General features: G+C 59.4%; 15 protein-coding genes. 7 read left to right on the top strand and 8 right to left on the bottom strand.

Annotated elements, in window-relative coordinates:
* Positions 1–150: 150 nt before the first annotated feature.
* Positions 151–462, bottom strand: coding sequence for a type II toxin-antitoxin system RelE/ParE family toxin (locus Q8M85_RS22585; protein ID WP_305549087.1), 312 nt, complete (start codon positions 460–462; stop codon positions 151–153).
* Positions 459–719, bottom strand: a complete 261-nt coding sequence (locus Q8M85_RS22580) for a CopG family ribbon-helix-helix protein (protein WP_305549084.1) — start codon at positions 717–719, stop codon at positions 459–461. The genes Q8M85_RS22585 and Q8M85_RS22580 overlap by 4 nt, the downstream gene beginning before the upstream one ends.
* Before the next feature lie 199 nt (positions 720–918).
* On the opposite strand from Q8M85_RS22580, the gene Q8M85_RS22575 reads away from it, so the two are divergent.
* Positions 919–1,647 (top strand): ParA family protein, encoded by a 729-nt coding sequence (locus Q8M85_RS22575; protein WP_305549082.1) that lies wholly within the window; start codon positions 919–921, stop codon positions 1,645–1,647.
* On the top strand, positions 1,644–1,946 hold the full coding sequence (locus tag Q8M85_RS22570; protein WP_305549079.1) for a hypothetical protein: 303 nt from the start codon (positions 1,644–1,646) through the stop codon (positions 1,944–1,946). Before Q8M85_RS22575 ends, Q8M85_RS22570 begins: the two co-directional genes overlap by 4 nt.
* On the opposite strand, the gene Q8M85_RS22565 is transcribed toward Q8M85_RS22570, so the two are convergent.
* From Q8M85_RS22565 to Q8M85_RS22550, 4 genes are all read right to left on the bottom strand, one after another.
* On the bottom strand, positions 1,943–3,013 hold the full coding sequence (locus Q8M85_RS22565) for a replication initiator protein A (RefSeq protein ID WP_305549076.1): 1,071 nt from the start codon (positions 3,011–3,013) through the stop codon (positions 1,943–1,945). The two genes, Q8M85_RS22570 and Q8M85_RS22565, sit on opposite strands and share 4 nt — an antisense overlap.
* A gap of 234 nt (positions 3,014–3,247) precedes the next feature.
* A complete protein-coding gene (locus Q8M85_RS22560; RefSeq protein ID WP_305549073.1) occupies positions 3,248–3,802 on the bottom strand; it encodes a hypothetical protein in 555 nt (184 codons plus the stop codon).
* Positions 3,803–3,858: 56 nt separating this feature from the next.
* Positions 3,859–4,341 carry a type IV secretory system conjugative DNA transfer family protein gene (locus Q8M85_RS22555; RefSeq protein WP_305549090.1) on the bottom strand — a complete coding sequence of 161 codons (483 nt, stop codon included), beginning with the start codon at positions 4,339–4,341 and terminating at the stop codon, positions 3,859–3,861.
* Positions 4,342–4,352: 11 nt separating this feature from the next.
* Positions 4,353–4,589 carry a type IV secretory system conjugative DNA transfer family protein gene (locus Q8M85_RS22550; protein WP_305549070.1) on the bottom strand — a complete coding sequence of 79 codons (237 nt, stop codon included), beginning with the start codon at positions 4,587–4,589 and terminating at the stop codon, positions 4,353–4,355.
* Here Q8M85_RS22550 and Q8M85_RS22545 point away from each other — a divergent pair.
* Positions 4,588–4,749 (top strand): hypothetical protein, encoded by a 162-nt coding sequence (locus Q8M85_RS22545; protein ID WP_305549067.1) that lies wholly within the window; start codon positions 4,588–4,590, stop codon positions 4,747–4,749. The two genes, Q8M85_RS22550 and Q8M85_RS22545, sit on opposite strands and share 2 nt — an antisense overlap.
* A 122-nt stretch (positions 4,750–4,871) precedes the next feature.
* Here the strand turns inward: Q8M85_RS22545 and Q8M85_RS22540 are convergent, their stop codons facing one another.
* Together Q8M85_RS22540 and Q8M85_RS22535 are read right to left on the bottom strand one after the other, a co-directional pair.
* On the bottom strand, positions 4,872–5,630 hold the full coding sequence (locus Q8M85_RS22540; protein WP_305549064.1) for a hypothetical protein: 759 nt from the start codon (positions 5,628–5,630) through the stop codon (positions 4,872–4,874).
* A 62-nt stretch (positions 5,631–5,692) separates the two neighbouring features.
* The gene (locus tag Q8M85_RS22535; RefSeq protein ID WP_305549061.1) at positions 5,693–6,400 is read right to left on the bottom strand and encodes a hypothetical protein; all 708 of its coding nucleotides are present in this window, start codon (positions 6,398–6,400) and stop codon (positions 5,693–5,695) included.
* On the opposite strand from Q8M85_RS22535, the gene Q8M85_RS22530 reads away from it, so the two are divergent.
* The 4 genes from Q8M85_RS22530 to Q8M85_RS22515 all read left to right on the top strand — a co-directional run bounded on the left by Q8M85_RS22530 (position 6,389) and on the right by Q8M85_RS22515 (position 9,945).
* Positions 6,389–6,748 carry a hypothetical protein gene (locus tag Q8M85_RS22530; protein WP_305549058.1) on the top strand — a complete coding sequence of 120 codons (360 nt, stop codon included), beginning with the start codon at positions 6,389–6,391 and terminating at the stop codon, positions 6,746–6,748. The two genes, Q8M85_RS22535 and Q8M85_RS22530, sit on opposite strands and share 12 nt — an antisense overlap.
* A gap of 113 nt (positions 6,749–6,861) precedes the next feature.
* Entirely contained in the window at positions 6,862–7,401 is a 540-nt protein-coding gene (locus Q8M85_RS22525) for a recombinase family protein (protein WP_305549055.1), read from the top strand.
* Positions 7,402–7,523: 122 nt separating this feature from the next.
* The gene (locus Q8M85_RS22520) at positions 7,524–9,413 is read left to right on the top strand and encodes a phage minor head protein (protein ID WP_305549052.1); all 1,890 of its coding nucleotides are present in this window, start codon (positions 7,524–7,526) and stop codon (positions 9,411–9,413) included.
* A gap of 7 nt (positions 9,414–9,420) precedes the next feature.
* Entirely contained in the window at positions 9,421–9,945 is a 525-nt protein-coding gene (locus Q8M85_RS22515; protein WP_305549049.1) for an SMI1/KNR4 family protein, read from the top strand.
* The last annotated feature ends 55 nt before the right edge of the window (positions 9,946–10,000 follow it).

Below are 10,000 nucleotides of genomic sequence, written 5' to 3'. Positions count from 1 at the left end.
TTCACAAGATAGCCGACAGTTTCGACGACTTCATCGGCATGCTCTTGCCGGACGACGAGATCGCTGCGCTTGGGTTCAGGGTCTAATGGCCCCTGATCGCCCGGTGCCATCAACCTAAGAAGCGGATACCTTTTCGTGCGCGGTGTGATGTCAGGCCTTCGGCCACTGTTCTTCGGGCCAGTCTCGCGCGGTATGGATGACCCGAACGATGGCGATGACTTCTCCTGCGGGGCTGGAGCTGATTGTATAGGCGATGATGTATGGCAGGCGCGTTACTAACTTTTCATAGGCATCGGTCACGCGACCAGGGCGGCCAGTCGGGATGTCAGAAAGCGCTGAGGCGGCGGCCCTGATCGCGTCAGAAACACGTTGCGCCGCCGCCGGGTTTTCGGCTGCGATGTAGGCCACCTGCGCCTTGAGGTCGTCCAAGGCGGAGCGCGACCAGATGACAGGACGTTTCACGCCCTCCCGCTTCGGGTGGCGTCGATCGCCGCCTGAAGCTCCACCATAGCTTCGTCATGCGGCACAGTGCGACCGGCGGCGACGTCTGCAAGTCCCCGCTGAATCCCGTCGATGATTTCCAGTTCCCGATCCACATAAGCCTCCACGGCCTCACTCGCCAAGAAGGCCCTGCTGCGGCGCGTACCCTGCGCCAGGCGCCCGAGTTTGTCTTTCACGTCAGGGCTGATGCGGATTGTCATCGTGGTGCTGGCAGGCATGATAAATCCCTGTGTTCGAGTGTGCACATCTAAGCACAAATTGACCTGTAAGGCCAGAGCCAACCCTTCGACCATCTGGCCGCTTAGGCTTTGGGCGAAAGGGCATGGCGCGCTAGGTTATATATAACGCCAACGTTAGCGTTAATAATCAAATTAAAGATAACATTGACTTTACTGATTGATCACGTAGTCTTCGCCCATGTTTGTCATCACCTTCGCAAACCCGAAGGGCGGATCGGGGAAAACCACTTCCGCCATGCTCCTGGCCGAGCAGATAGCCCTTTCGGGCGGTAGAGTTGCCATTCTCGACCTGGACCCGAACGCCAACATCCTTGCCTGGGCAAGGGGGCGTGAGGAAGCGGGCAGGGAGGTGCCGTTTGCTGTTCATGCCCGTCCGCAGGCGGAAGACACTGTTGCCTTGATCGACGGCCTTGAGGCAGGAGCAGACTATCTCATCATCGACCTTGAGGGGTCGAAGGATCAGATCGTCACGTTTGCCTTGTCTCGCACGGACCTGTGCGTCATTCCAATGGATGGCTCGCCGATGGAGGCGCGACAAGCGGCCCAGGCGGTGCGACTTGTCGAAACCACGGCCCGGATGATCAGAAGCCCAATCGCCTACACATTGCTTTTCGCGCGCACAAATGCGGCCTTCCTGACGACCGACGAAAGAGACGTCCGGCAGGAAATGGAGAGCAGCAACATCAATACTTTGCCCGTTCGGATTGCCCGCCGTGCCCCTTACACGCGGATTTTCCGTGACAGTCTCTTGTTGGCGGAGCTGCATGATCTGGTTGCCGAAGAGATGAAGGGGAAGGCGGCCTCGGCGGTCGAAAAGGCTCAGAAGCAAGTTGCGTCTGCCATCGAGAACGCCCGCGACTACGCCCAGGCAGTTGTTGATACCCTTACGAAAGCGAGGGCCGCATGAGCGGAAAGTACGGGTTTGGCGGGGGCATCGAGCTTCCCAAGGTCGACAGCCCAAAGCCACGTCATGCTCCCGATATGGAGGCGCTGAAGGAGGCAGTCGAGGCGGGCACAGCGCTTGGCTTTGTCAGTCGGGAACCGACCGCAAAGCGCAAGCCTGGACCGAAGCGAACAGAAGCGCAGGACAAGGTTTCCATCCCAGGACCGAAACGGGTCATCGACCAGTTCCGCGCGTTCTGCAACGAACGCAATGTCACGCTTTGGGAAGGGCTGGACCTGCTCTTGCAGGGCCGGGCACGCTAAGGGCGGCCCCGGCGCTCATACCACTTCTTGCAGAAGCCCAGGAATGCCTTGTCGGGGTTCTTGGGGGCATCGAGCCCACCGTCGGCCATCCAGCTGCGCCATTCGCTCTCAAGGACATATACATCCCAACCAGGTGCCGCAGAGCGCGCTTCGGTCAAGGCATCCGGGCTGAGGCGCACGGACGCAAAGCTGGGAACGCCTGCGGACTGCGGGTCTTCCAGCATTGTCCCGCGGTTGGTGAAGGTGACCATATCCTCATCCATCCGGACGCCATAGTCGGGGATGTGGGCATGTTCGTTGTCGTGATCCACGATGTTCTGGATCAACCGCCGAAACTCTCGCAGCGTCGATGAAGAGCCGCATTTCCTTTGCAGAACGGGCAGGGTGATCCGCCACTCCTTCTTCTGCCCGCAGTGTTTGCGGGCCAGTTCATACAGGCGCCGCTCTATCGGCTTCCGCAGTCGGAAATAATCTCGATGGAAGGTAAGGACTTCCTTTGCCCGGATAGCGTTGAAGACCCAATCCGAAAGCTGGACTTCGATCTCCTGCATCCGCCCATCACGGGTCTGCCGGACGATCTTTGCCCGGTCGATGATGCTGAAAATGTCGAGCTGTTCCGTCTCGCCGGTTACGATGTTCGTTTCAATCTGTGTGCCTTGCAGCCGGATCAGTGCACTTCGCAATGCATCATAGCCACGACCGTCGGTTACGCGGTTCGTTGCCTTCAGGAAGTCGTAGGCCTTCAATCTCAGCGTCTTGGAAGGCGTTTGGCCGTCATTGATCGCGGCGATTAGCTGGCTGATGCAGTAGATCAGGACATCGCGGTCATGTATGGTCGCCAACCCCTCAGCAGAGGGTTTCACCTCCACGAAGTTCTTGCCGGTCTCATCTTCGTATCGGCGGATACGATGGTCGGGCTTGGTCGAAAGCGAGAAGATCGGGTGCGCCATCGAGGCCATATCGCCCTTAGGCGCGGCATCAAAAATATCACATACGAACAGGTCTGCCTGTTCGAACCGATCAGGCAGCAGGGGAGATTTGGCGTCGTTCGTGATTTCACCCACCATGCGCCTACTTTCGTGATTTCACACACGCCGTCAAGGCCATTCGTGATTTTACACACGGCACAAGCAGCTTTCGTGACTTTACACACGTTTCTTCGTGACTCTGCACACGCTCTTTCGTGACTCTGCACACGGGGCAGTCAAAATATCTAATCCATATCAAAGCTTTAAATACACTTATCCACAGCGTAACACAGATTCTAACACTATATAACACTCAGCCAGCGAGCTTGAGCCTCACCCTACATAGAACACGCAGGCCTGCTTCCCGCTCTCCGGCCCACGCAGCCATTCGCCCCCAAGCACAGCGCAGGCGGTACCGTTGCCTGCCATGAAGCGGGGCAGGGCGATGGTCAGACCGAGCACCAGGACCGACCCGAAGAGGGCTATGAATGGGGCGCGCTTCTTCCAGCGTCCCGCACTTGCCAGATCGTCACGCAGGCGCTGAAGGGTTTGCTCTTCCTGCCGGACCAGCTCGTCCAGGGTGCGGCTGGCGTCCCGCCGATCGGCAGCGAGGCCCAGGTGCAGACCTTCCAGCCGGTCAAGAGGGGCAGCCAGGGCCTTGTCGATCTCATTGCCGATATGGCGGCCATAGCGCTGCGGATCAGCATAGGCCTTGGCCACCTGTGCGGCGTCCCGGCTTTCCAGCGCGGTCTTCTGGACCGTTGCGAGGGTTTCCCCGTGCTGATCCAGCTTCTCCGACATCCTAGCGACGACGACGCCCAGAAGATCCACCATTTCACCGAGGGCGGCGAGGGAGAGGGCAGGGGAGGCAGAACCGGGTTTGGACATTGTGACTTCCGTGATCGGGGATGTGCGATGTGGGATCAGAGATCGGTGTTGCGCGATCAGGGTTCAGATTTGAGATTTGCGGGTTGTGGATCCGGTGATGGGTAGCGCCCGTCGAATTCCCTGTCCGCGAAGTAGCGCAACTTGCGGGCGATGATCACCGGCTTGCCCTGGACGCGCAGCAGCTGGACATGGGGCGGAATCTGCATGATCTCATCTGGGGTCATCAGGTCGCGCGCCGTGACGTTGTAGGAGGTCGAGGGCGCATCGCCGGGCTTGTGGCTTTCGGTCTGATAGCCGGTCGTTTCTCTGCCGATCATCTGGCTCAGCCATCTGGCCGTCTCGAAGTCGTTCACGCCGAAGGTTTGCAGCACGCCCGCGTTGGCCACGAAGGTATTTGCCCGCGCGCCGTAGAGGTCCTTCAGCTGGCTCATGTCCTGCAGGATCGGCCAGAGTTGCAGCCCATAGCCTGCCATCAGCCCCATGGCGCGCTCTACCGCTTCCAGACGGCCAAGGGCTGCAAACTCATCGAGGAGGAACAGGGCGGGCTGTTTCAGGCGCGCAGCGCCTGCCTGAGCGGCTTCTGCGTCCCGCGCGATATCCTGAAGCGCGCCTGTGCCACCAGAAGGCGCAGCCAGCGGCTGTAGGCGTCGAGGCGGTTCGGCGGCAGGACGAGGAAGATCGAGGTCAGATCATGCCGCAAGGCTGAGAACTGGAAGTCTGAACGCGCCGTGGCGGCCACGATGCGGGGACTGTCGAGGAAGTGGGTGTGACGTTGAGCTGACGACATGACCGAGGCCGCTTCGCGGTCGGATTTGCCGAGGAAGCGGTTGGCGGCGCGGGCGATCAGGCCGCCTGCAGAGGCCCGTCAGAAAGAGCGCGAGCAGGAAATCGACCAAGAACGCAGGCGACAGCGCGAACTCGACAGGGATCTCGGATGGGAACTGTGATGTACTGGCTACCAAGGCTGTTCTTGCTTCAGGAATACTGAATTCCTGAGATGAACTGGGCACTGCGCCGCGCCGACCGGCTGGGCAGATCGGCAGCAGAACATTCTGCTGCCTTCGAGTGCTCAGTCACCGCACCAATACATCCAGCACTGGGCGAGGTTGATCTTTATGTCGAATACACCGCTTGCTGCATCGGTCAGATCGGCCTTCATCTCATAGGCGCCGATGTTGGTGTCCGGATGGTGCAGCCCACCACAGGGGTTCACGTCCAGATTGTCCATGCAGACAAGCCGAACCTTGCCCTTGAACGCATGACGGTCGCTCACCCGGAACAGAGGGCCAAACTTCCTCTCGGCATGCTCGACCGACTTTGCGTTGATCGATGTCACAGGATACGCCTTCAAAACTGCAGACCGCATTGCCCGGTCGACAAACCCGACATCCGCCTTGTCAACGGGGCGATCTACCTTGCCAACGACTCGCGCTGAGATCGCGTCCTCCGCGATCTCGGCCTCGGTAATGCGGATGTCGCCAAAATGATTGCAGGCACAACGGATCGCCAGATGGACCCCAGTGTGAAGGCGCCTCCGGCTGTCGCGGTGCCCGGCATCGACGCGGAGATTGACGACATCCCCTACGGAATACCGGTCCTGGCGATCTTCGAACGCAATCCACGTCATGCCGTCCTGTTTCTCAACGCTGCGGATAGGCATCTCTCCGATTTCCCCCACGTCCCGGGGTTCGCCGTCGCCCGCCGCGCGGACGATATTCTGATCGAGTGCAACAGCAGTTCCAAAGGCGTGCTGCCGGACGCCGATGATAGAAGACCTGATCTCGGTCAGGTCCGGGTCGCTGTAGAAGAGATTCTTCTGCTGAGTCATGGGCGTTCTCCTAGGGGAATGGCAGCGCGGCAGAGGTCAACAACTGCCGCGCTGGACCCTTGTCAGGCTGCGTGGGTGGTCAGTGCCGCCACGATGGGCGCGATCGGAAAGATCGGCCCCGGCGCATCGGTCATCTGCCGGAGCTGGTCGAGGTCCCGCGCGCTGTAGGTGCGCAGAACCCGGCGGTCACCCTGACCAATCGCGCCGCGCTTGTGCGCGCCACGGGAGTTGTTGAAGGTCAGGAAGCACCCCGGATCGAGCGGCACGTTCACGACATGCCGCTCCAGCGCCGCAAGGAATACGGCGATGGCCGCATGGGCGACAAAGTCGCCATCGTCCACCGGCTTCACGGCGTAGGACGGGAACCTGGTATCGATGTCCCCGTCTTCCGACATCTCGATAATCGCGCAGGGATCGGACCAGACCTCCTTCTCGAACTTGAACGAGATCGGGTAGCGGACCTCGAACCGGGGTTCCCGCAGCGCCTGCAGCAGCACCTCGACTGCCCCCGAGGCCTGCATCTCGGCCAGGGCATCCCGCGTCGGCGCATAGCCGGTCATCGTGTCGGGTGGATTGACCAAGCCGTAAAGGTTGATGAAGGCCGCACGCCCGTTGCGCGGCACCGCTGCGTCGTCGGTGTGAAGGCCGAATTCGTCCCGCGAAGCATTGGTATTGGCCACTGATCCCGCGACCGGGCGCAATTCCATCACCAGCGCGCCGAGGATCTGCGTCAGCGCGACCAGGACGAGGAGCCTTGGATGCACTATCATAGATCAACACAAGATGATATTGATTATCATCATCAGGGTCCGATTTACCATGTTAATGGAAGAATATACATGCTTGGTGTTGGTTCGAACGATAGGGAAAAGTATTTTAGGCCAATGATCTTTAAAGCAAGAGATTTGCCTGAAAAATCTGTTACCTTTGGTATCGTTTTGACGGAGCTGGCCGATTCTTACATTCCGCTTTCCGCCAAGGTAGCATTGGTCAGTGAAAAGGATGTGCGGCTAGCCGATCTTTCGAAGAAGGAGGGCTTTCTTGCCGACCTTGCTGATCGCTTAAGGATTGATTCCGAGACCAATGTCATTTACGGGGCTGAAGCGAACAAACCATAAAACGGTCGTTTCTGTCGCAACGCCTCTGCCCTACTCCGCATCAAAGGCTTAGGTCGGACAAAAACCCATGACAAAACCTTTGCAGTTTTGGGAGGTTTTTGGCACAGTGAGGCATGATCATTGGGTATGCTCGCGTCAGCACAGAAGACCAGAACTTGGACGGCCAACTCGATGCCCTGAAGGCAGCGGGCGCCGAGAAGATCTTCGCTGACAAGATCACCGGCGCGGCCCGGAGCAGGCCTGAGCTGGACCGCTTGCTCGATCAGTTGCGTGCGGGCGACGTGGTCACCGTCACGAAGTATGACCGACTCGCCCGGTCCCTTCGCGATCTTCTCGACATCGTGGACACGATCCAGGCGCATGGTGCGGGCTTCCGGTCGCTGGCCGAGGACATAGATACCACCACGCCCGCAGGTCGGTTGGTGTTCCATGTCTTCGCGTCTATCGCCCAGTTCGAGCGCGAGCGGATTTCCGAGAGGACGAAAGAGGGGCTGGAAGCAGCCCGCAAGCGTGGCCGCGTCGGGGGCAGGCCCCCTGCCCTATCCGCTGCACAGAAGTCCGAGGTGCGGCGGATGCGTGACGAGGAGCTGCGCCCACTATCCGAGATCGCGCAGCTCTTCAGGGTCAGTGTGAAAACGATAAGACGAGCGTGATAGTCCCAAGGATCTGCCCCTGTGAGGATGCTTTTCCGAAGTGTTCACCGAGCGCGGTATTTTCCTAAGATTAACTGAATTTCCGCTGGCTCGGTGCCAGATCCCAAGGACGGCAGTGCTTTATGGAAACAAAGTTTACCCAGTTCCTGCGCACGGGCGGGAGCGCCGAATTTTTCATTCGGCGCAAGGCCGATGTGTGGGTTGGGGGGCGGACGGCCCTTTCCATCAAGAGTGAGTTTCCGAATTATGCGGCCCTGCGCGATAACTTCGCGGCCAGGCTGGATGCTGTCATCCAGTCGAATTCGGCGATGCTTCTGCAAGCCATCAGCGCACAATATGACCCGCCCCTGACAGCGGCAGAGCTGCCGGGTGTCAGCGCCGCTCGCGCCGACACTCTTGCTCTATGGGAGGAGCGGATCGAGGCCATCTGGACTGAATGGCATTCTCACCTCCAGCGACTTCGCCCGATCCGAGAGGTGATGGAGCAGCATCTTTTGCGCGGCTTCGCAGCCTTGATCAATGAGTTGCGACAGCGGGACCTTGGTATCCTTCAATACGTTTGGCGGTCGCGCGATGACGGCAAGGTGCGATCGTCGCATGCGCAATACGATGACCAGGTGTTCAGTTGGGATAACCCGCCGGAGGGTGGGCACCCAGGACAGGCCTTCAACTGTCGCTGCCACGCAGAGCCCTTCGTTCAGGATCAGGTGGCGACATCCCCACAGAATTGGGATGGTTTCGCATTCCGTTATGGCGACGCCGATCGCGACCAAATGCGCCGCAACGCCGAGGCCGAGATGCGGGCCTTGCGGCCTGCGATTGAAGCTCTTGCCGCCCTGTCTGACAAGACGGCGGATCAAGAGGCACAGCAACGGGCTTTGGCAGAGGCATTCAGGGCCGCAGCCTATCGTTACGAACTGGCATCGCGCGAGCCCGGCGCGCTGGCCCGCTCAGGTCTGTTGTTCGGGCCAGATACTGATCGTACCCGGCTGATCGCCGAAGCTGAGGCCTATCGCAAGGGTGCCGATGAAATGGCCCGCGGCATGTCAGCCAGCCCTTTCTTTGACGGGATCCATCCTGCAGTCGTAGTGAGCGAGCTTCGCCGGGATGCGCCGGAAAGTGCAGGGCAGTTCCTGAACTCTCTGGTTCTGATGGCCGGTGTAAAGTATCTGCCGCAGGGTCTGGTAAGCGAAGACGAGCGGTTTGCCGCGCTTCGCGACATTGGCCGTGGCTTCGTTGCGGCAGCTCGTGCCGTCGAGCAGGAGCGTGACCAACGCGGGATCTATGATACCGCGCAGTGGAACGCCCTGAGCGCTGACTTGCAGCGCATTGCCGGTCAAGGCGTCTCCGCCGCCGATGCCCGTGCAGTCAATGACGGGATGCTCATCGAGACCGGGCGGCGCTTCTATCCTGACGCCCTTGCGCTGGTAACTGGCGGCCTGTTCTCCGTCATCGGTGCCGCAGCTCGCGCACCTATCCGCATCACGCCCGGTATTCTGGATGATACCGGGAGGTTCCTTGGGCAAAGAAGTGGCGGGCCGAATGCCCCCAGTTTCAGAAATTGGTCTGTCAAGCCCGGCAACTACGTCGAGATTATGCCAGGCGGCCAGGTCCGCTATACGACAACCATCACGGACCCCGCCTCGTCACTCAACGGGCGAACCGTGTCAGTGTCCTATACTGACGGTGTCCCAGACTTCTCTCAGATCGGTGTGGCGCGGGTGGACATCCCGAACCCTGTTGGGCGTGGTGTTGGAGCGGACACGGCAGACATGAGGGCTGCGTCACGCGCGCTTTGGGCCGAGATTGAGGCTGGACGCATCGACGCGCGCAGATTTACGGAAGTTCAACTTGATGACATCAGGTCGGGAAAGGCTCAAATCACAGGTCTGACTTGGCATCATGATGGCATTTCCTTGAACCAGGATGGCACAGGACCGATGCTACTGCTCGACAGGCGTGCCCACATAATTTTCGGACATGTCGGCTGGGCCAGCACGATCAACCCATAGGGACAGAATGAGAGATTTTGAATGGGGAAGCTATCTGACAACGCCGCTGCCGCCAGCGACGGAAGCTCAGATTGTTGAAGTCGAAAACCGCCTTGGTGTCAGGCTTCCTGAGGAGTTGCGTCGCGGCTACATGACGACAGGACACGCATCCATCATCAAACGGGGCAAGTTCTGTTCATCTGGCGTAACTGGAACACATGCGAAGGGCGGGCGCTACTTGGGTTTCATGCAGTACCTCGAACCGATTGACCGAATCGAAGTTGATGCTCGCGACATCGCTGAATATGTCGACGACCAATACGAGCGCCCTTTTCTCGATGTCATTCCCTTCGCCCAACTTCCGGCGGGTGGCTGGACCTGTCTGAACTACCAAAATGATCCGACGCGCGCAAACCCTGAAGTCTGGGAAGGCAACATGGAAACCAACGCTACCTTCGAGACGTTCTTTCACAAGATAGCCGACAGTTTCGACGACTTCATCGGCATGCTCTTGCCGGACGACGAGATCGCTGCGCTTGGGTTCAGGGTCTAATGGCCCCTGATCGCCCGGTGCCATCAACCTAAGAAGCGGATACCTTTTCGTGCGC

Origin of the sequence: Tabrizicola sp., from assembly GCF_030694085.1 — a bacterium.
In the GTDB taxonomy this organism is placed as follows: Bacteria; Pseudomonadota; Alphaproteobacteria; order Rhodobacterales; family Rhodobacteraceae; genus Tabrizicola.
The sequence above is the reverse complement of the archived record's forward strand: the minus strand, read 5'-3'. Positions and strand labels throughout refer to the sequence as shown.

Coding starts and splice junctions, on each gene's coding strand:
- Q8M85_RS22540 (WP_305549064.1), bottom strand. CDS start 5,630: ATGACTCAGCAGAAGAATCTCTTCTACAGCGACCCGGACCTGACCGAG.
- Q8M85_RS22535 (WP_305549061.1), bottom strand. CDS start 6,400: ATGATAGTGCATCCAAGGCTCCTCGTCCTGGTCGCGCTGACGCAGATC.
- Q8M85_RS22565 (WP_305549076.1), bottom strand. CDS start 3,013: ATGGTGGGTGAAATCACGAACGACGCCAAATCTCCCCTGCTGCCTGAT.
- Q8M85_RS22530 (WP_305549058.1), top strand. CDS start 6,389: ATGCACTATCATAGATCAACACAAGATGATATTGATTATCATCATCAG.
- Q8M85_RS22570 (WP_305549079.1), top strand. CDS start 1,644: ATGAGCGGAAAGTACGGGTTTGGCGGGGGCATCGAGCTTCCCAAGGTC.
- Q8M85_RS22550 (WP_305549070.1), bottom strand. CDS start 4,589: ATGTCGTCAGCTCAACGTCACACCCACTTCCTCGACAGTCCCCGCATC.
- Q8M85_RS22560 (WP_305549073.1), bottom strand. CDS start 3,802: ATGTCCAAACCCGGTTCTGCCTCCCCTGCCCTCTCCCTCGCCGCCCTC.
- Q8M85_RS22520 (WP_305549052.1), top strand. CDS start 7,524: ATGGAAACAAAGTTTACCCAGTTCCTGCGCACGGGCGGGAGCGCCGAA.
- Q8M85_RS22580 (WP_305549084.1), bottom strand. CDS start 719: ATGCCTGCCAGCACCACGATGACAATCCGCATCAGCCCTGACGTGAAA.
- Q8M85_RS22575 (WP_305549082.1), top strand. CDS start 919: ATGTTTGTCATCACCTTCGCAAACCCGAAGGGCGGATCGGGGAAAACC.
- Q8M85_RS22525 (WP_305549055.1), top strand. CDS start 6,862: ATGATCATTGGGTATGCTCGCGTCAGCACAGAAGACCAGAACTTGGAC.
- Q8M85_RS22545 (WP_305549067.1), top strand. CDS start 4,588: ATGACCGAGGCCGCTTCGCGGTCGGATTTGCCGAGGAAGCGGTTGGCG.
- Q8M85_RS22515 (WP_305549049.1), top strand. CDS start 9,421: ATGAGAGATTTTGAATGGGGAAGCTATCTGACAACGCCGCTGCCGCCA.